Genomic DNA, 18782 nt, shown 5'->3' with positions numbered 1-18782 from the left:
GGGAGTTGCCCCTGATCAGAGGGTGATGGGCGGGCGGTCGGCGGGCGTTGTCAGTGCCTCGCGCTACGTTCGTCAGCGTGACAGACGTGACAGCCGCGACCGCCGCGACCGGCAAGACGCATCCGCAACCGCCCTCGGACCCGTACCGGAACGGGACCCGGGCGTCGTACGACGCCCTCGCCGCCGAGTACCACGACTACTTCCGGGAGGAGTTGAAGTCCTGGACCCTGGGCCGCGCCATCCTCGCCGCGTACGCCGAACTCGTGCGCGGCAAGGGCCCCGTCCTGGACGTGGGCTGCGGCACCGGAGGGGCCACCGCTCAGCTGCACGACCTCGGGGTGCCCATCCGGGGCATCGACCTGTCGCCCGGCATGGTCGAGAGCGCCCGTACCCACCACCCCCATCTGCGCTTCGACGTCGGCGACATGACGGCGCCGCTCGACGTGCCGGACGCCTCCCTCGGCGGCGTCGTCGCCTGGTACTCGACGATCCACGTCCGCCCCGCCGACCTGCCGGGCGTGTTCGCCGAGTTCCACCGCGTGCTCGCCCCGGGCGGCCAGCTCCTGCTCGGCTTCCAAGTGGGCGACGACGTGCGCCATATGACCGAGGCGCTCGGCCACGAGGTGGACCTGCACTTCCACCGGTGGCAGCCCGCCCGCGTCACGGAGCAGCTCCGGGAGGTGGGTTTCACCTCGCTCGCGCACTTGGTGCGCGACCCGTACGAGGGGGAGCGCACGCCGCACGCCCATCTGCTCGCGGCGAAGCCGCAGGGCGCGGCCTGACCGCCGCCTGACGGTTCGGGGGAGCGGGGAGGTGGTTCAGGGGCAGGGGCAGGGGCTCACCTCGCGCTGCGCGCGGGGTCGCCCTCGCGTTCTCGGGGGCCCCACCACTGGCTGCCGTACCGCTCGGCTTTGGCGCGCAGCCAGGCCGTGAGCTCCGCGCGCTCCTGCTCGTTGGCGGGGCGCAGGTCGGCAGCGCGCACGGTGGCCACGAAGTGGATGAACCGGACGCGGCGGTAGTCACCGTCCACGGCGAGGACCTTGCCGGGGCCGTAGACGTCGGTGACGTCGCTGCCCGCGTGGGCGACGTAGGCGTTCCGGCCGTAGGGGTGGGCGTCGTGGTCGTGGCCGTCGTGGTCGTGGATGTCGTGGTCGCGGAGGACGTGATCGTGGAGGTCGTGATCGTGGGCGTGGGCGTCATGGTCGTAGGTGTGGTCGTGGGTGTGGTCGCGTCGGCCGTAGGGGGCGTACTGGTCGCGGGTGGGGACGCTCTGGTCGTGGGGGGTCGCCATCACGCTTCCTCTCTGCGTGTTCACCTGATTACAGAGTGAGGTCAACTGGGGGATCCCGCCAGAGGCTGGAAGTGACACGTGCGAGGGAGTCCCGCGCTGTGGGGGTGGGGTGGCGGGGGGTGGCGCGGCGTCCGGGTCAGCGGCGCAGCAGCTCCCGCAGGGCCTCGGTGACCGTGGCCGGGGCCTCCTCCGGCATGAAGTGGCCGCAGCTGACGGTCCGGTGGGTGAGGTCGGGCGCCCAGGCCCGCCACAGGGCGGCCGCGTCGAAGCCGAGGGCGGCGCCCCAGTCCTGCTGGAGGACGCCGACCGGCATGGACAGGGTGCGGCCCGCCGCCCGGTCGGCCTCGTCGTGTGCCGCGTCGGCGTGCGCGGAGGCCCGGAAGTCGGCGACGATCGAGGGGACCGCCGCGCGGGACGCCGCCAGGTACGCGGCGCGGACGTCCGCCGGGATCGCGTCCGGCGCCTTCGCCCAGACGTCGAGGAAGTGCCCGAAGTAGACGTCCGGTGCCGCCGAGATCAGCCGCTCCGGCAGCCCCGGGGGCTGCGCCATCAGGAACAGGTGGAACGCCACCGCCGCCGACCGGCCGCGCAGGATGTCCCACGAGTCGAGGATCGGCAGCACGTCGAGGATCCCGAGGTGCGTCACCGCGTCCGGGTGGTCGAGCCCGGCGCGGTACGCCACCAGCGCGCCCCGGTCGTGCCCCGCGAGCGCGAACCGCTCGTGCCCGAGCGCACGGGCCAGCGCCACGATGTCCGCCGCCATGGTCCGCTTCGCGTACGCCGTGCCGTCGGCGGACTCGACAGGCTTGTCGCTCTCCCCGTAGCCGCGCAGGTCAGGGCAGATGACGGTGTGCTCGTCAGCGAGCGCGGCCGCCACGTGGCGCCACATGAGGTGGGTCTGCGGGAAGCCGTGCAGCAGCACCACGGGGGAACCGGATCCGGCTACGGCGACGTTCAGGCGCACGCCGTCGGCGACGGGGACGCGGTGGTAGGCGAAGCCCTCGATGCGGGGGTGGTGGGCGGGGTCTGTCCTGTGGGGGTCGGTGTGTGTCATGACGCCAGCGTCCTGGAGGCGGATCAGCGGCGGATCAGCGGTGGATCAGCGACGGATCAGCGGTGGGGCGGCGACGGATCGGGGATGGGGTGGCGACGGATCGGGGGTGAGGCGGCGGTGGGTCGGCGGTGGGGCGGTCGTGGGGCGGTCGTGGGGCGGCTTTGGGCGGGCCTCTGGGGCGGTCTTGGGGGCAGCGCCCGGCTGAGCGGGTGGTGCGGCGGCGCGGGTACGTTGAAGGGGTGGCGGAGGAGGAAAGGGCGACGTCAGAGGCGGTGACGTTCCAGGTGCTCGGGCCCTTCGGGGCGCGGGGCGCGGACGGGCGCCCCCTCGACCTGAAGGGCCCCCGCCACCGGGCCGTCCTCGCCCGGCTGCTCGTGGCCCGCCGCCGCACCGTCCCGGTGAGCTGGCTCGTCGACGACCTGTGGGAGGACCCGCCGCCGACCGCCGTCGGCACCATCCGCACGTTCGTCGGCGCCCTGCGCAAGGCCCTGGAACCGGCCCGTCCGCGCCGGGCGCCCGCGCGGCTCCTGGTGACCAGCGGCCCCGGGTACGCGCTGCTCGCCGGACCCGGCGCGGTCGACGCGTGGCGGTTCGAGGAGGCCGTACGGGAGGCCGGTCGGCTCCTCCAAGCCGACCGGCCCGAACGCGTGCCGCCGCTGCTCGACGACGCCCTCGCCCTGTGGCGCGGCCCCGCGTACGCGGAGTGGGGCGACGCCGACTGGGCGCGGGCCGAGGTCACCCGGCTCGACGGGCTCCGGCTGCTCGCCGTCGAGCGCCGCGCTGACGCCGCGCTGGCCCTGGGGCGGGCCGAGGAGGCCGTCCTCGACCTGGAGCCGCACGTCGACCGGCATCCCTGGCGGGAGGACGCCTGGCGGCTGCTCGCGCTCGCGCTGTACCGGGCGGGGCGGCAGGGGGATGCGCTGGCCGTGTTGCGGCGGGCCCGGGAGCGGCTGCTGGAGGAGTTGGGGGTGGATCCGGGGGAGGGGTTGCGGCGGGTGGAGGGAGTGATCCTGGGGCGGGGGGTTGAGGCCTCGCGGGGCGCCCCAGGCCCGCCCCTTCACCGAAACCAGGGGATGCCGCCCCTGGCACCCCGCTCCATCGGCCTCCGGCCTCGTCCTCAAACGCCGGACGGGCTGGGTGGTGCCTCGCGTCCCCAAGGGGCGGGCGGGCCCGAACCGCTGCTGGGGCGTGACGAGGAGCTTGCCGCGCTGGGCGCCGTCGCGCACGCTGTCGTGCGGAGCGGGCGGCCAGCGCTCGCCCTGGTGCGCGGTGACGCCGGGGCGGGCAAGACGGCGCTGGTCCGGGAGGCGGCGCGGCGGCTCGCGGCGGACGGCTGGACGACCGCCTGGGGGCGGGCACCGGAGGGCGGCGGCTTCCCGGCGGGGTGGCCGTGGACCGAGATCCTCACCCACCTGGGGTTCCCCGAGCCCGAGCCCGAGTCCGCGCCCGAACCCAAGCCCGGGGCCGATTCCACCCTCCACCCCACCCCCCACCCCACCCCCCAACACGACCCCGCCACCGCCCGCTTTCGCTGGCAGCGGTACGTCGTCGGGCGGCTCGGTGCCGTCGTCGGTCGTGGGCGGCCGGTGCTTCTCGTCCTCGACGACCTGCACTGGGCGGGCGAGGAGACCCTTGACCTGCTCGCCTCGCTGGTGGACGAGGGGCTGCCGGGGCCGGTCCTCGTCGTCGCCACGCACCGCGAGACCGAAGTGCCGCCCGCACTGCGGGAGTTCCTCGGCCGCGTCGCCCGCCGGGAACCCGCGCGGGTGCGGCTCGCCGGGCTGGCCGAGGACGCCGTGGGCGCCCTCGTCCGCGCCGTGACGCGGCTGCCCGTCGACGCCGCCACGGCCCGCGCCGTGCACCGTCGCAGCGGCGGCAACCCCTTCTTCGTACGCGAGATCGCCCGCCTCTACGCCACGGACGGTGCCGTCGCGCTGTCCCGTGTCCCCGACGGCGTACGGGACGTCGTGCGGCGGCGCCTCGGCCGTCTGCCCGCCGGGGCCCGTGCCGTGCTGCGCCAGGCCGCCGTGGTCGGGCCCGTCGCCGACCTCGATGTCCTCGTGGCGCTCGCGGGGGACGAGGAGGCGGTGCTGGAGGGGGTGGAGTGCGCGATCGGGGCGGGGTTCCTCGCGGAGGAGTTCGCGGAGGAGTTCGCGGAGGAGTCCGTGGAGGAGGTCGCGGAGGAGTTCGTTGGGGAGGGCGCCGGGGGTGAGCGGGTGCGGTTCGCGCACGCGCTGGTGCACGAGACCGTGTACCGGGACCTGTCCCGGCCGCGCCGCGCCCGGCTGCACACCGCCGTCGCCGAAGCCCTCACGGCCCTGCGGCCCGACGCGGTCGACGCCATCGCCCACCACTACCTCACCGCCGAGACGCGCCCGACGGCACGCCCGGCCCTGGCCTACGCCGTCGCCGCCGCGCGCCGCGCCGAGTCCGCCGGGGCCCCGCACCGCGCGGTGCGGCTGTGGGAGGGGGCGCTGGAGGCGCTGGGGCGGGTCGAGGGCGCCGGTGGGGGCGTGCCGGGTGGCCGTGGGGGCCCGGCGGAGACGGACGGTGTGCTCGATGTCCTTCGGTGGGGAGCCGGGGCTGATGAGGAGGGCGCGGGGCGGGTGCGGCTCGGGCTGCTGATGGGCCTCGTACGGAACCTCGCTGTCGGCGGGCGGCTCGCCGAGGCGCGGCGGCGGCGCGGTGACGCCCTCGCCGACGCCGAACGCGTCGGCGACCCCGCGCTGCTCGCCCGCGTCATCGGCGCCTTCGACGTCCCCGGCGTCTGGGCCCGCAACGACGACGAGGACCTGTCCCGGCGCGTCGTCACCGCCGCCGAACGCGCCCTGGGCGCCCTCCCCGACGACGGCACCCCCGACCGCCGCGCCACCCGGTGCCGTCTGCTCGCCACCATCGCCATGGAGACGCGGGGCCAGCCGCCCGGCCGGGGTGCCGACGCGGCCCGCGAAGCCGAGGCCCTGGCCCGCGCGCTCGGCGCCGACGCGCACCCCGCCCTGCTGGCCTTCGCCCTCAACGGCCGCTTCCTGCACGCCTTCCACCGCGCCGGGCTCGCCCCCGAACGCGTCCGCGTCGGCACCGAACTGACCGCCCTCGCCGCCCGCCACGGCCTCGTCACCTTCGAGGTCCTCGGCCACCTCATGCTCCTCCAGGCCCATGGCGCCCTCGCCGACTTCCCCCGCGCCGACGCCCACGCCTCGGCGGCCGACGCGCTCGCCGAGCGGTACGGGCTGCCGCTGGTCGGGGTGTTCACGGACTGGTACGGGGCGCTGCGCGCGGCCGTCGCCGGGCGGGTGGGCGAGGCGGAGGCGGCGTACCGGGGCGCGGCCGCGCGGCTGCGGGGCACGGGGATGACCGGGATGGACCGTGGCGGGGAACTGCTGGGGGCGGCCCTGCTGTGCCTCGGGGTGGAGGACGGCGGTGGCGGGGTGCTGGGGCGGCTGGTCGAGGAGGAGCGGGCGGACCACCTGCTGGAGCTGCGGCTGTGCCTGCGGGCACGCGAAGTGCTGAGCGGCGCCGACGTCGACGCCGGGGAGGCCGCCTCCCTGTACCGGGCGTTGCTTCCGGCCTGCGGTGAACTGGGCGGCGCGGGCAGCGGGTTGCTGACGCTGGGGCCCGTCGCTCAGTACGCCGGTGACCTCGCGGTCGCGCTGGGGCGTCCGGCGGTGGCGCGGGACCACTACCGGCAGGCGCTTGCCGTCGCCGAGCGGGCCGGGGCGCGGCGGTGGGCGGACGCGGCGCGGGGCGCGCTGCGGGGCACGCCGTACAGCGCGCTGCGGGCCGTGCGAGGATGCCCGGATGACTGATCCGGTCGGCAGTGCGGTGGACGGGGTGGCGGCGGGGGCGTACGTGCGGTTCGAGTCGCCCGTGCCGCTGGCGGACGGCGGTCGGCCGGGGGTGTTCTTCCTCGCCAACTCCCTTGCGCGGGAGGGCAGGCTGACGGCGGAGCAGTGGGCCTTCTGGCGGGCCGGGAACGACTGGTTCGACGCGGCGTACCCGACGCCGGACGCCGCCGTGTACCGGCAGGCCGGGGCGGTGGCCTGGTTCAAGGCGTCCGCGACGCACCTCATCGAGCGGGTGCCGGGCTACCTGCGGCTCCTCGCCGCGCACGGGGTGGAGTGCCGGGAGGTGTGGACGGACGACCCCGGGCGGGTGGTGTACGAGGACGCGGTGCAGGTGGTCGCCGTGCCGGACGGCGCCGCCCGGGGGTGAGCGGGGGCGCGGGCGGGGAGTTATGAGGATCCTGTCAGGGGCGCCGAGGGGACACCGGAGGGACAGGAGTGGCGCGCTTATCCTCGGGGGCATGTGCGCATTCGTGCTGGTCGCCGAGGACGACGAGAAGCAGGCCGACTTGATCCGCCGCTACTTGGAGCGCGAGGGGCACACCGTCGGCGTCGTACACGACGGGCGCGCCGCGCTCGACGAGGTGCGCCGCCGCGACCCGGACCTGCTGATCCTGGACTGGATGATGCCGGGCGTCGACGGCCTGGGGGTGACACGTGTCCTGCGCTCGGACACCCGGCCGGGCGGGGCGTCGCTGCCGATCCTGATGCTGACGGCCCGTTCGACGGAGGACGACCTGCTGCTCGGCCTGGACCTGGGGGCGGACGACTACCTGACGAAGCCGTACAGCCCCCGCGAGCTGATGGCCCGCGTCCGGACGCTGCTGCGGCGCGCCAGTGGGGCCGCGCACCGGCCGCCGCCCCCGTCGTCGGACGCGGAGGGGCGGGTGCTGCGGGCGGGCGGCCTGGTGGTGGACGCGCTGCGGCACGAGGTGACGGTGGACGGCCGCCCGGTGGAGTGCACGCCGGGCGAGTTCGAACTGCTGACGGCGATGGCGGCGGAGCCGGACCGGGTGTTCACGCGGCCCCAGCTCCTGGACCGCATCCACGGGTCGTCGGGCTACATATCGGCGCGCACGGTCGACGTACACGTACTGAACCTGCGCAAGAAGATCGAGGCGAACCCGCGTGCGCCGCGCCGCCTGGTGACGGTGTTCGGCGTGGGCTACAAGCTGGTGGCCCGTCATGAGCCGGGCGGGGGCGCGGCGGACACGGCGGCTGGCAGGGCGGCTGGCTCGGCGGCGGTGACGGCCCGGCATGGGGCGTGACCAGGGGCTCCGTACGCGCGTCCCGGTCCGCAAGAGCCTGCTGACGCGGCTGCTCGCGGTGTCCGTGCTGGTGTCGGTGCTGTCGATCGCCGCGACGGCGTGGCTCGCCGCGCAGACCACGTCGGGGGCGATCCGGCAGGAGCAGGGACAGGTGCTCGCCGACGACGCGCGGATCTACGACCACCTCCTCGGCCTCGCCGCGACCACCCCGGGCTGGCGCGGTGCCGACCGCGCCGTGCGGCGGCTGGCCGATGACACGGGCCGCCGCATCGCCCTGACCACCGAGGACCGCGAGGTCATCGCCGACTCGGCGGGCCGGGCCGGGGAGCGCGGGGCGCGGCTGCCCGCGCGGGCGTCGGCGGTCGTCGACCCGCTGGCCGTCGACACGACGCTGACGCCGGGCAAGGGCGGCGACTCCACGGCCGACCTGAGCCTCGGCAGCGGCTTCGGCGGCGGCTCCGCCTCCGCGGGCCTCGGCAACGGCACGGGCGGCGTGGACCGGATCGACCCGCGGGCCGTGGGGCCGTTCCGGCTGCCGGGCCCGGAGCGGCGCGAGCTGCGGGCCGCCGCCGAGAAGTACGTGAGCTGCATGCGGGACGCGGGGCTGCGGGCGAAGACGGTGGAGGGGCCGAGCGGCCGCCCGTACGTCGAGCCGCTCGACGAGGGCGCCGAGGACGCCGTCGGCTACCGGTGCGGCAGCGGCTATCTGGACGGCCCGACGCGGACCGAGCTGAAGGCGCTCGCCCGGGTCAACAAGCTGGCCGAGGACTGCATGCGCCGCAAGGGCTCCAAGCCGGTGAAGCTGGGCCTGACGATGTCGCCCGGCGGCGTGCCGAAGCTGTACGCGGCGGTCTCGCCGGTGCCGTCGGAGTCGCCGGTGCCGCCGGTGCCGACGCCCGCCGACGCGGAGGCCGAGCCCCGGCCGGTGACGCCGTCGGGCGGCACGACGGCCGCCGACGCGCTCGCCACGAGCTGCGTGGACAGCGCGCGCCGCGAGCAGCTCGCCCCCTACGTGTCGTCCCCCGCGCTGCTCTTCATCACCAGCCAGGACGGCTCCCGGCCCTCCGAGAGCGGCTTTCGGCTGTCCGGGGCGAACACCGCGCGGCTCGTGGGGCTCGCCGCGGCGATCCTGGCCGTGACGGTCGCCGTGACGGCGTTCGCCGCGACCCGGCTCACCCGGCCGCTGCGCGCGCTGACCACCGCGACGCAGCGCCTGAAGACCGGCGAGGACACCGAGCCCGTACCGGCCCGCTCCGCGGGCGAGATCAGCGCGCTCGCCGCCGCGTTCAACGACATGGCGGCGCACCGGCGTGCCCTGGAGGAGCAGCGCAAGGCGATGGTCAGCGACGTCGCGCACGAGCTGCGTACGCCGCTGTCCAACATCCGCGGCTGGCTCGAAGCGGCCGAGGACGGGGTCGTCGCCACCGACCCGGAGCTGGTCACCTCCCTGCTGGAGGAGGCGCTGCTGCTCCAGCACATCGTCAACGACCTCCAGGACCTGGCCGCCGCCGACGCGGGCACGCTGCGGCTGCACCGCGAGCCGGTGCGCGCCGCCGAGCTGGCCGAGCAGGTGGTGGCCGCGCACCAGGCGCGGGCGGACGCGGAGGGCGTGCGGCTGCGGGCGCGCGCCGAGGGGGATCCATGGCTGACCGCCGACCCGCTGCGGGTGCGGCAGGCCATCGGGAACCTCGTCTCCAACGCGATCCGGCACACCCCGTCCGGGGGGTGCGTCACCGTCACCTGCCGGGGCGCGGGCGACGAGGTCGCCTTCGAGGTCGCCGACACCGGGACGGGGATCCCCGCGGCGGATCTGCCGCACGTCTTCGACCGGTTCTGGCGCGCGGACAAGTCGCGGACGCGGGCCACCGGGGGAGCGGTCTCGGGCTGGCCATCGTGCGGAACCTCGTGCGGGCGCACGGGGGTGAGGTGGGGGTGCGCAGTGAGGTGGGGAAGGGGGCGGTGTTCACGGTGACGCTGCCGGTTACGTGACGCTGCCGGTGGCGTGGCGTGGCGACGTCGCGGGGGCGCGTGGGCGTGGGCGTGGGGGGGGCCTTCGCCGCTTTCCGCTGTTTCGCGTTGGCTACTTCGCGTCGGCGTAGCACTGGACCACCGCCGTGGTGAACGGGAAGCGGACGGGGGTGTCGCCGAACGCGATCCGGCCTGCCAGGTCCCCGGCCTCCCGTACCGCCGCCACGACGGCGTCGGCCTCGTCCTGCGGGCAGTGCACGATGACCTCGTCGTGCTGGAAGAAGACCAGCTCGGCCTTCAGGTCCGCGATGCCCTGGCGCAGCGCGGCCAGCATCAGGAGCGCCCAGTCGGCGGCGCTGCCCTGCACGACGAAGTTGCGGGTGAAGCGGCCGCGGGCACGGGCGCTGGCGGACCCCTGGCCTCCTTGGGTTCCTTGGGGGTCTGTGGGGTCCTGGGCCTCCTGGGGGAGGCCCGCCTCGTCGGCCCAGTCGTCCTCGTGGTCGCCCGGGCCCGTCGCGGGCGGGCTGGTGCGGCCGAGCCAGGTGCGTACGAGGCGTCCCTCCTCGCCCGCCCTCGCCGCGTCGTCGACGTACGCCACCGCTTGGGGAAGCGGCGGCGCAGGGCCGCGAGGTTCTTCAGGCCGTCGCCGGACGTCTGGCCGTAGACCGCGCCGAGCAGGGCGAGCTTGGCGTGTTCGCGGTCGCCGGAGAAGGCGCGGTCCGACAGGCGCGTGTACAGGTCGTCGGGGCTGGCCGCGACGTCCATCAGGCCCCGGTCGCGGGAGATCGCCGCGAGCACGCGCGGTTCGAGCTGGTCGGCGTCGGCGACGACGAGGCGCCAGCCCGGGTCGGCAACCACCGCGCGGCGGATGACCTTGGGGATCTGGAGGGCGCCGCCGCCGTTGGTCGTCCAGCGGCCCGACACGGAGCCGCCCGGCGTGTACTGGGGCCGGAAGCGGCCGTCGCGCACCCAGTCCTGGAGCCAGGACCAGCCGTGCGCGGTCCACACGCGGTACAGCGACTTGTACGTCAGCAGCGGGGCCACCGCCGGGTGGTCGACCTCCTCCAGCTCCCAGCGCCGCGTCGACCGCAGCCTGATCCCGGCCCGCGCGAACGCCTTCACCACGTCCGCGGGCAGGTCCGGACGCACGCGGTGCCCGAACGCGGCGGACACCTCGTCGGCCAGCTCGGCGAGCCTGCGGGGCTCGCCGCTGCCGCCGTACCGCTCGCCGAGGAGTTCGGTGAGGACGTCCCGGTGCACGTCCGCGCGCCACGGCAGGCCCGTCTCGTTCATCTCCGCCGCGATCAGCGTGCCCGCCGACTCGGCGGCCGTGAGCAGCCGCATGCGGCCCGGGTGGGCGGTCGCGCCGTGCCGTCGCAGCTGCTCCGCGTACACCTCCAGGAGCGCTTCGAAGGGGAGGGGCGCCGCCGGGGCCGGGTCGAACAGGGAGTCCTGCGCGCCGGGCTCCGCGGCGCGCTGCGGCGGGTCCGGGGGACGGGTCTTCGGTGCAGGCGCGCCCAGGCGGCCGCCGCCGAGCGGGGCTCGCCGAGCCTGCCCTCGTGGGCGAGGAGGAGGGCCTCGGCGGCCTCGATGTCGTAGCAGCGCGGTACGCGGATGCCCGCGGCCAACAGGCGGGGGTACAGGGTGGCCGTGGAGCGCCAGACCCAGCGGTGCACTCCGGGGCGGCTGCGGATCGCTTCCGCGAGGTCGGGCTCTTGGCGGACGGGGCCTGCCGGGGTGCCGTCCTCGGTGAGCGGCACGAGCAGGGCACCGCCGCCCTTGGGGGTGCCGCGGGGGTTGTCCCCAGGGGTGGGGGTGCCCCTGGGGTTGTCCCCGGGGTTGCCCCTGTCGTTGGCCTCCGCGATGGCCCACCGCCCGCTCTCCATCCCCCGACCATCGCACCCGGCACTGACAATGCCCCTCACCCACCCGCCCGCCCGTGGCCGTCTCGCGTCGGGTGGTCGCCCCCGGTGCCCCTTGCTCACCGTCGGCGTCCGCGGCCCGGTGGGGCGTTGAGCTTTCCCGCCCGCCCGCCCGTGGCTGTCTTGCGATGCGTGGTCGCCCCCGGTGCCCCTTGCTCGCCGTCGGCGTCCGCGGCCCGGTGGGGCGTTGAGCTTTCCCGCCCGCCCGCCCGTGGCTGTCTTGCGATGGGTGGTCGCCCCCGGCGCCTCTTGCTCGCCGTCGGCGTCCGCGGCCCGGTGGGGCGACTCTCCTCCTACCCGCCTGGGGGACGGCGCAGGAGGACGCACAGGGCGCACAGGACGCCAGCGGGACTCAGGACGCCAGTGGGGCTCAGGGACAGATGCCGACCTCACCGACACCGCCCTTCGCCCCGCTGCGCCCACCACGCCCGGTGCGCTGTGATGAGCAGACGGGCGCGGGCTTACGGGGTCAGGACGACGACTTCGCGACGTAGCGCTTGCCGGGGCCGCACTCACGGCAGCGGAACGCGCCCAGGTCGCCCTTCTCTGGGTAAAGCGGTACTGCCCGGTGTCGCGGGCACCGGGGCGCTTTGGGGTGCTCTGCCATCCAATCCGCCTCCTCCATTTCCCGGAGCACGGGGTAGCGAATGCCCGTCTCACCGACGCTGTGGCCACTCACGTCAGAGTGAGGGTCGCGCTGCCGGTCACGTGGACGACTTCCCCTTGCACTAGATACTGGGCGCCCTCTCCCTCTTCGAGGACGCGCAGGGCCGTGCGGATTCGTCGGCACTGATAGGGGTGCGTGCGATGCGAGAGGTCTTCCCGCGCCACCCAGTGCACTCCGCGGAGTTCTTCTGGGTCGGTCAGGATTGGCGCTTCGGGCCCTACTACGCCCATGAAGAAGACGAAGCTGATGCCTTCCCTGGGGTCTCGCTCCCGATTTTCCGGGAAGCAGTCGACGACGAGGAGCCGCAGAGGGCGAAGCTCCAGTCCGACTTCCTCATGTACCTCCCGCGTAACGGCAACATGGGGGAGCTCGTTCGCTAGGGCGCTTCCCCCGGGCAGAATGAAGCCGTCCTTATACACGGGGTCGACGAGGAGCACCCGGCCCGCGTCGTCGAGAATGAGGCCCACCCCGCTCAGTCTGCGACGTGGCGGCGCGGAGACATTCACGCCCTTGTGCATCTGCCCTCTTCTCTCTGCGTCGGCTGCTGCCCCAGTTCGACGGTGACGAAGGTGGTCCTCGTGTGCCAGAAAGTGCAGTGCCGCGTCTCGGCAGCGTGTCGCTTACATGCCGCGTCGACCTTCTCCGCCGTGGCGTTCTGCGGCGCCCGCCATCCGCAGTCGGGGCGCACGCACACGGCACCGACGTACGGATCGGAGTACGGCACGATCCGGGCGTCAGGGATGGTCCGTTCCCCCATCGGCCGTCCTCTCGTGCTGGGGGTCGGCGGGCGGGATGACGTGAATACTCTCGCCCCACGACCGGCGATATTCCCTGTGGTCGGTGTCTCGGAAATGCGCGCCCACCGCCCCGTCAAGGCCATCAGCCTCCGGCGCCTTCGTCGAGGCGGCCCACCCGCACCCCGGATGCTTGCACCGGACCCGTATCGTGCGAGTCGACCCCGGGCTACGCCGCGTGCTGCACTGAGCCGCTGCGAGATCAGCCTTCATGACTTCCTCGTGACGTGGTCACATTCGCGGATCTCACGCGCACGGGAAGCAGCAGCGTCGAAGTCCCCCTTCTTCAGGGCGTCTTTGACCTGACGCTCAAGGGCCTTGCACACGTCGCACCCTCGTCCGAGAGGGGCGAGACGCGGAAGTCGTCTACCAAGGCAAGGCGCCCACCCCCGTTCATGACGCACTCCCCGGGGCCCGGTGGTCGACGTGGACGGGAGCAGCGGCGTCCGTGGTCGGGTCCACCTTCGGGTGTGCCTCGATCCGACGAGAGCAGTCCTCCACCGCCCTCGCATCACCCGCGCCGCGTGCGATCTCCCGCGACGCCGCTGCTACGCCGCACGTACCGCACCCTTCGACGGGCACGGGTTCAAGTTGCGCGGCCTGACGGCCGACTTCGACTCTTGTTGCGTTCCTCACGCAAGCCCGCCTCCTCTGCGGATGACGTCTGCAAGGCGTACGACCACTTCGGCTCGCACGCGTCCCAGGTCCACCAGCCCGGGGCTGAACGAGGCCGCGTCGACGCCCAACGACGGGAGCACGATGCCCGCGTCGGACAGTGCCGCCCGCAGGGCTTCAACTGCCGCGTGTGCGTCGTCCTCTGAGTTGCGCGGCGCTGTGGTCATGCGCAGAACGCTAGAGACAGCGCCGTCCTACCGAGGCCCTTCTTTCTGGAACTTTCGCCAAGCACCTCTTGCCTTTCTTGATATTTCTCATCAAGGTGCTAACGAGCACTAGTTGATGCCTCCCGTGCCTGTGAGCCTGAAGCCGACGCTGATCGAACGAGAGGGGCCGACATGCGCCGACGTCTCCGCTTCAACGGCACGGGATCTGGTGAAGGAGGGTGCCCGGCGGTGCACGAGGATCTGGCCACGGGGGAGGTCATCGTGCACGGTCCGCCAGTCCAGGACCCTGCGGACCTCGCTCGGCTGAAGCATCTTGGGGACGGAGAGGTAGCGATCGTCGTCCCCCGCAACACCCTCGCGGACTTCGGGCCGCGGGACGAGGCGCCGCAGATCATCGACCTCGACGCCTTTGGCCGACTGTTCGAGAACTTCTCGTATACGGCCTGGAGGCTCGAAACGCGCCGCCGGTACGCGTCGGATGAGAAGACCCCCGCCTACGCACAGTTCCTCGCCGGAGAGCGCCCATCATGGGACTACTCGTCTTCCTGGTGCCGCACCATCAGCGAGAAGACGCGTACCGGTGCGCGGGTGGCGCGCGTGCGCGTCGTCGATGCCCCTCCGACCGTCGGCCAGCGGTACCTCCTTGCACACGCCGAGAAGAACGCCGCGCTCGGCGAGGAGATCCGCTTGGTGCGCCGCGACAGGGCGGAGGCGCAGCTCCTGGGCGAGGAAGATTTTTGGATCTTTGACTCCAGGCTCGTCGCTCTGCTCAACTTCGACGAGGACGACGACTTCATCAGCGCGGAGTTGATCACGGAGCCCGCCCGAGTCAACCGGTATGTGCAGCTACGTGACGCCGCGTGGCACTACGCGAAGCCGTACGAGGAGTTCCCCCTTTCCGATGGATAGACGAGCGTGACCGGTGAGCACTGACTATCAGCAAGCGCGTGAGGCTCTGGGACAGCGACTTCGTGAACTGCGGTTCAATCACCCTGCGGGCAAGCTCACCGGTCACCAACTCGCACAAGTCCTGGGTTGGCCTCCGTCCAAGATTTCCAAGCTGGAGAACGGACGTCAGACCGCGACCCCCGACGATCTACGCATGTGGGCGGATGCGACAGGGCAGCCTGACGCGTACGACGAACTCCGCGCCCGTCTGGCGGGCTTTGAGTCGCACATCAGGTCGTGGCGACGGCAGTTGGCGTCGGGCCACCGTGCTTCACAGGAGATCCACAACTCCGTACAGGCGCACGCGTCCGTCCTATGCGCGTGGGAATCGTCGTGGGTTGTGGGCATCCTTCAGACGCCGGACTACGCACGATCAATATTCACCGGGCTCACAGACCTTCACCGGTCTCCGCGGGACATCGAGGAAGCAGTCCGGGCGCGGATGAAACGTCAAGAGCTGCTCTACAGCGGGGACCGACAGTACCGAATCCTCCTGGCTGAGAGCGTCCTACGCTCCCTTGTCTGCCCCCCGGCGGTACTAGCAGCCCAGCTGGACACGCTCTATAACGTGGTGGCGCTGGACACCGTGGAACTCGGCATCGTGCCATTCGGAGCCCCACTGAAGCTGCCTCCTGGAGCCGGTTTCTGGATCTACGACGGCCGACAGGTCGTCACGGAAACCTGGCACTCAGAACTATGGATAGAGGATGCGGACACCGTCTCGTTGTACTCGCGCGTCTGGTCAACCCTCCGCGAATCCGCGGTGTACGGTGCCGACGCACGAAGCGTGATCATCTCGGCGCAGCGTGCGATCTCGCACTGACCTCACTCCGCCGAGTACTCGTGCGCTCGCCCACCCCGCCACTCCACCCACCGGACGGCGTCGAGCAACTCCTCCGCACGTTCGACGCCGACGCCACGCAGGAACCCGGCGGCGTCCGCGTCCGAGTGCGCGAGGCCGAGTACGTCCCCGCGGGCGGGGACCCGACGGACTCCTGTGGGACTGACGCGGTGCACGACGATCGGGGCGGGAGGCACGGCTCCAGGGTGCGGCGTCACGGCCGCTACCGCGCGGGATAGGGTTCGCGGCCTGTTGGCGAGGTGACGAGAGGGGCAGACGTGACGACATACGCCGTTACCGGACACATGGATCTGACCGAGGGCACCGTCGGCCTCGTACGGCAGGCGTTGCGTGACGTGTTCGCGGCGCACACCGAGGGCGACCTCGTCGGCGTCTCATGCATCGCGACGGGCGCCGACACAGTGTTCGCCGAGGAACTGCTCGCCGCGGGCGGCCGCTTGGTCGTCGTCGTGCCGTCGCAGGACTACCGGCAGGCGAAGGTCAAGCCCGAGCACGCCGCGGTTTTCGATCACCTCGTCGAGTCCGCCGCCGAGGTCGTCGTCATGCCGCACGAGACCGCGAACCGGCAGGCGTACGAGTCCGCGAACAGCGAGTTGCTGCGCCGTGGAGACCGTCTCGTCGCGGTGTGGGACGGTACGCCGCCCTCGGGCAAGGGAGGTGGTACGGCCGACACAGTCGAGCAGGCGCGGGCCGAAGGTCTTGCCGTCGACATCGTGTGGCCAGAGGGCGCGGCTCGCCGAGGCTAGCGGCCCAAGAGCGAAGGGCCCCCTCCCGCCCGAAGGGCGCATTCCAGGGGGCTGCCCAGCTTCGGGCTTCGGTCTCCCCGCGGGAGTGCACGGCGCGCGCCCGGTGGCGCGCCTTGCGGATGACCGACACCGAAACGGGGCCCTTGGGCCCCGGCGGCCACCGTTCGATGCCGTACAGCGGGTGCGCCAGTCGAACGTCAACGGGGCAGTGAGCCTCGGGTCCTGGCAGCGGCGGCCCGGGCCCGCCGACGCCCGCTCGTCACCGCTCCTCCCGCCCCTTCAGAAGGGCGCCCACCCCCACCCCCACCACCCCGCACACCCCCGCGCACACCCCCACCGCCCCCCACGGCACCACCACCGTCACCGGCGCCGACAGGCGGGCGAGGGCGGCGGCCTGGGCGGTGAGGCCGACGGCGGTGATCGCGAGGCCGAGCAGCGTGCCGGTGGCGACGGCCAGCGCGGCCTCGCCCGCGGCGACGACGCGGAGCTGGGCGCGGGTGGCGCCCGCGAGGCGCAGGGCGCGGAGTTCGGGGCCCCGGACCGGCGCGGACATCAGGAGCGTCGCCGCGATGGAGAGGGCCGAGTAGACGAGGCAGAGGGCGAGGAGCATCAGGAGGCCGAGCCGGGTCTGCCGCGGCACCCCGGGGTACTCCGCGGCCAGCCACCGCTCGGCGGACCGCACCTGCCCGCCGGTCGCGGCCAGCGCCCGCGTGACGGCCGCGCGGTCGGCGTCGGCGCGCAGCCGCACGTCGAGGCGGTCGACGACGGCGCCCGCGGCGTTCCGCGCGGTGACGTACACGCCGTTGTCCCCGGTGCCGCGGGCCAGCACGGCGGCGATCCGCAGCCGCGCCCGGCGGCCGTCGCCTAGCCACACCGTGACGCGGTCGCCGACGCGGCGCCGCTGCCACTCCTCGGTGACGACGATCGAGCGGTCGTCGAGGTCGCGTACGTCACCGGCCACCACCGGCAGCCGGGTGACCGCCGCGAACGCCCGGGGGTCGGACACGGCCCGCCCGCCGAAGCGCACCAGCGCGCTGCCGCCGTCCTCCCGGACGTGGACGGCGGTCTCGGCGGACGCGGCCACCGTGGCCCCCGGCACCCGAGGGGCCCACCCGGCCCTCGTCCCGCCCGTCACCACCAGGTCGGCCCGCGTCCGCTCCCGCGCCTCCGCGGCCTTCGCCGCGCCCACCGTCTGCGCCGATCCCAGCAGGGTGCCCGCGAGCGCGACGGTGACCAGGACGGGGGCGGCGACGGCGGCGGTGCGGCGCACGGACGTGGCGGCGCCCGCACGGGCCACGCGGGCGAGGGCGGCGGCCGGACGGAGCCGCGCGGGCCAGCCCCCGGCGGGGCGCAGGGGGCCCGGCCAGCGGAAGAGGGCCACGACACGGCGTACGAGGAGCGGGGCGAGCGCGGCGACGGCCGTCGCGAGGATCATCGGCTGGGTCGTGTACGTCTTGCGCTTCAGCAGGTCGGAGGGGTCGCTCCAGAGCGTCCAGGCGAGCAGGCCGAGCGCACCGGCGAGCAGCGCCGCGCCGACGGCACGGCGGCCGTACGGCATCACCGCGGTGTCGAGGGACGCCTCCCGCAGCGCCTCCACGGGGCTGACCCGGCCCGCGCGCCGGGCGGCGGCCCACGCTCCGCCGAGCGCCACGAGCAGCCCGGTCCAGAAGGCGAGCTGGTACGGCCACCAGGTCGGCGACAGGCCCTGGGTGACCGTGAACCACGGCGGCGCCACCTCCGCGTCCACCAGGGCCCGCGCGAGCACCGGCGCCGCCCACGCGCCCGCCGCGCAGCCGGTCGCCGACGCCGCCGCGCCCACCACGGTCGCCTCGCCGAGCAGCCACCGCCGCACCTGTCCGCGCCCGGCGCCCGCCGCCCTGAGCAGCCCGAACTCCCGCCGCCGCAGGGCCACCACGAACGCGAACGTCGACGCCGTGACGAACGCCGACACGAACGCGGCAACGCCGCCCGCCGTGCCCAGGAACGCGTTCACCGCCACCAGCGCCTCGGCGTCCCGCTCCGCCGCCGGGTCGACGCGGCGGCGGTCGTCGCCGGTGAGCACGCGGGCGCCGGTGCCGGACGCGGTGACGGCGGCGCGGACCTCGGCGAGGGGCGCGGTCACGCCCACCGCGTCGGGCGAGCCGTCCCGTCGTACGGTGCCCAGGCGGCGCAGGGCGCGCAGGAGTTCGTTGTCCACAGGGTGTGGATGAGTGAGGCGTTCCGTCACGGTGTCCGTCTCCGGGCCGCGCCGCACCGGCACCGCCAGGGTGTCCCGCCCCGCCACGACCACCGGCGAGGAGGCGAACCGGCCCGGTTCCCGCTCGGGCGGGTCCAGGCTCGCCGCGAGCCCCACACCCATCGCGGCGGTCAGGGCCACCCCGAGGGCGACGGCGACGAACGCGCCGAGGAAACAGGTCCAGCGGGAGCGCAGCGAGGAAAGGATCATCCCCCAAGCGAACCGTCCCGCTCGCCGCGACTCACACCCACCAAGGGGCGAACAAGGGGTAGGCCCAGCACTACCGTCCAAGCCCGTCCGGCGTGTGAGGACGAGCCGCGAAGCGGCGATGAAGGGCGGGGG

At 74.2% G+C, this 18782-nt stretch carries 15 protein-coding genes and 1 pseudogene; 8 read left to right on the top strand and 8 right to left on the bottom strand.

Annotation, left to right across the window (positions count from 1 at the left end):
* Positions 1 to 77 precede the first annotated feature (77 nt).
* Positions 78 to 782, top strand: a complete 705-nt coding sequence (locus ACOBQU_RS17280; RefSeq protein WP_423627985.1) for a class I SAM-dependent DNA methyltransferase — start codon at positions 78 to 80, stop codon at positions 780 to 782.
* Positions 783 to 838: 56 nt separating this feature from the next.
* Here ACOBQU_RS17280 and ACOBQU_RS17275 read toward each other — a convergent pair whose 3' ends face one another.
* Positions 839 to 1291 (bottom strand): hypothetical protein, encoded by a 453-nt coding sequence (locus tag ACOBQU_RS17275; protein ID WP_423627984.1) that lies wholly within the window; start codon positions 1289 to 1291, stop codon positions 839 to 841.
* A gap of 136 nt (positions 1292 to 1427) precedes the next feature.
* The gene (locus ACOBQU_RS17270; protein WP_423627982.1) at positions 1428 to 2345 is read right to left on the bottom strand and encodes an alpha/beta fold hydrolase; all 918 of its coding nucleotides are present in this window, start codon (positions 2343 to 2345) and stop codon (positions 1428 to 1430) included.
* Between the two features lie 239 nt (positions 2346 to 2584).
* On the opposite strand from ACOBQU_RS17270, the gene ACOBQU_RS17265 reads away from it, so the two are divergent.
* The 4 genes and pseudogenes from ACOBQU_RS17265 to ACOBQU_RS17250 all read left to right on the top strand — a co-directional run bounded on the left by ACOBQU_RS17265 (position 2585) and on the right by ACOBQU_RS17250 (position 9444).
* Positions 2585 to 6151, top strand: coding sequence for a BTAD domain-containing putative transcriptional regulator (locus ACOBQU_RS17265; protein ID WP_423627980.1), 3567 nt, complete (start codon positions 2585 to 2587; stop codon positions 6149 to 6151).
* Positions 6144 to 6557 carry a hypothetical protein gene (locus ACOBQU_RS17260; protein ID WP_423627978.1) on the top strand — a complete coding sequence of 138 codons (414 nt, stop codon included), beginning with the start codon at positions 6144 to 6146 and terminating at the stop codon, positions 6555 to 6557. The genes ACOBQU_RS17265 and ACOBQU_RS17260 overlap by 8 nt, the downstream gene beginning before the upstream one ends.
* 91 nt (positions 6558 to 6648) lie before the next feature.
* Positions 6649 to 7455 (top strand): response regulator transcription factor, encoded by an 807-nt coding sequence (locus ACOBQU_RS17255; protein ID WP_423627976.1) that lies wholly within the window; start codon positions 6649 to 6651, stop codon positions 7453 to 7455.
* A pseudogene (locus ACOBQU_RS17250) lies at positions 7445 to 9444 on the top strand (sensor histidine kinase). The gene ACOBQU_RS17255 and the pseudogene ACOBQU_RS17250 overlap by 11 nt, the downstream one beginning before the upstream one ends.
* A 91-nt stretch (positions 9445 to 9535) precedes the next feature.
* Here the strand turns inward: ACOBQU_RS17250 and ACOBQU_RS17245 are convergent.
* From ACOBQU_RS17245 to ACOBQU_RS17230, 4 genes are all read right to left on the bottom strand, one after another.
* On the bottom strand, positions 9536 to 9790 hold the full coding sequence (locus ACOBQU_RS17245) for a hypothetical protein (RefSeq protein WP_423627974.1): 255 nt from the start codon (positions 9788 to 9790) through the stop codon (positions 9536 to 9538).
* Complete coding sequence (locus ACOBQU_RS17240; RefSeq protein ID WP_423627972.1) at positions 9757 to 11295, bottom strand: bifunctional 3'-5' exonuclease/DNA polymerase; 1539 nt, start codon at positions 11293 to 11295, stop codon at positions 9757 to 9759. The genes ACOBQU_RS17245 and ACOBQU_RS17240 overlap by 34 nt, the downstream gene beginning before the upstream one ends.
* Positions 11296 to 12020: 725 nt before the next feature.
* Positions 12021 to 12479, bottom strand: a complete 459-nt coding sequence (locus tag ACOBQU_RS17235; protein WP_423627971.1) for an NUDIX domain-containing protein — start codon at positions 12477 to 12479, stop codon at positions 12021 to 12023.
* Between the two features lie 959 nt (positions 12480 to 13438).
* Positions 13439 to 13648 carry a hypothetical protein gene (locus ACOBQU_RS17230; RefSeq protein ID WP_423627969.1) on the bottom strand — a complete coding sequence of 70 codons (210 nt, stop codon included), beginning with the start codon at positions 13646 to 13648 and terminating at the stop codon, positions 13439 to 13441.
* A 171-nt stretch (positions 13649 to 13819) separates the two neighbouring features.
* Between ACOBQU_RS17230 and ACOBQU_RS17225 the strand changes: the two genes are divergently transcribed.
* Together ACOBQU_RS17225 and ACOBQU_RS17220 are read left to right on the top strand one after the other, a co-directional pair.
* Positions 13820 to 14557 carry a DUF6879 family protein gene (locus ACOBQU_RS17225; RefSeq protein ID WP_423627967.1) on the top strand — a complete coding sequence of 246 codons (738 nt, stop codon included), beginning with the start codon at positions 13820 to 13822 and terminating at the stop codon, positions 14555 to 14557.
* Between the two features lie 13 nt (positions 14558 to 14570).
* Positions 14571 to 15419: a helix-turn-helix domain-containing protein gene (locus ACOBQU_RS17220; protein ID WP_423627965.1), complete on the top strand. Its 849-nt coding sequence runs from the start codon at positions 14571 to 14573 to the stop codon at positions 15417 to 15419.
* Positions 15420 to 15421: 2 nt separating this feature from the next.
* Here ACOBQU_RS17220 and ACOBQU_RS17215 read toward each other — a convergent pair whose 3' ends face one another.
* Positions 15422 to 15634 (bottom strand): hypothetical protein, encoded by a 213-nt coding sequence (locus ACOBQU_RS17215; RefSeq protein ID WP_423627963.1) that lies wholly within the window; start codon positions 15632 to 15634, stop codon positions 15422 to 15424.
* Positions 15635 to 15715: 81 nt separating this feature from the next.
* Here ACOBQU_RS17215 and ACOBQU_RS17210 point away from each other — a divergent pair, with 81 nt between their 5' ends.
* Complete coding sequence (locus ACOBQU_RS17210; protein ID WP_423627961.1) at positions 15716 to 16204, top strand: hypothetical protein; 489 nt, start codon at positions 15716 to 15718, stop codon at positions 16202 to 16204.
* Between the two features lie 259 nt (positions 16205 to 16463).
* Here ACOBQU_RS17210 and ACOBQU_RS17205 read toward each other — a convergent pair whose 3' ends face one another.
* A complete protein-coding gene (locus ACOBQU_RS17205; RefSeq protein ID WP_423627959.1) occupies positions 16464 to 18650 on the bottom strand; it encodes an FtsX-like permease family protein in 2187 nt (728 codons plus the stop codon).
* Positions 18651 to 18782: the final 132 nt, after the last annotated feature.

This window comes from Streptomyces sp. G45 (genome assembly GCF_049542095.1).
Taxonomy (GTDB): Bacteria; Actinomycetota; Actinomycetes; order Streptomycetales; family Streptomycetaceae; genus Streptomyces.
Note: the sequence above shows the minus strand (reverse complement) of the source record. Positions and strands in the feature narration are given on the sequence as shown.

Excerpts from the sequence above, each read along its gene's own strand:
- ACOBQU_RS17270 (WP_423627982.1), bottom strand. The coding sequence starts at position 2,345 with ATGACACACACCGACCCCCACAGGACAGACCCCGCCCACCACCCCCGC.
- ACOBQU_RS17255 (WP_423627976.1), top strand. The coding sequence starts at position 6,649 with ATGTGCGCATTCGTGCTGGTCGCCGAGGACGACGAGAAGCAGGCCGAC.
- ACOBQU_RS17260 (WP_423627978.1), top strand. The coding sequence starts at position 6,144 with ATGACTGATCCGGTCGGCAGTGCGGTGGACGGGGTGGCGGCGGGGGCG.
- ACOBQU_RS17230 (WP_423627969.1), bottom strand. The coding sequence starts at position 13,648 with ATGACCACAGCGCCGCGCAACTCAGAGGACGACGCACACGCGGCAGTT.
- ACOBQU_RS17275 (WP_423627984.1), bottom strand. The coding sequence starts at position 1,291 with ATGGCGACCCCCCACGACCAGAGCGTCCCCACCCGCGACCAGTACGCC.
- ACOBQU_RS17205 (WP_423627959.1), bottom strand. The coding sequence starts at position 18,650 with ATGATCCTTTCCTCGCTGCGCTCCCGCTGGACCTGTTTCCTCGGCGCG.
- ACOBQU_RS17225 (WP_423627967.1), top strand. The coding sequence starts at position 13,820 with ATGCGCCGACGTCTCCGCTTCAACGGCACGGGATCTGGTGAAGGAGGG.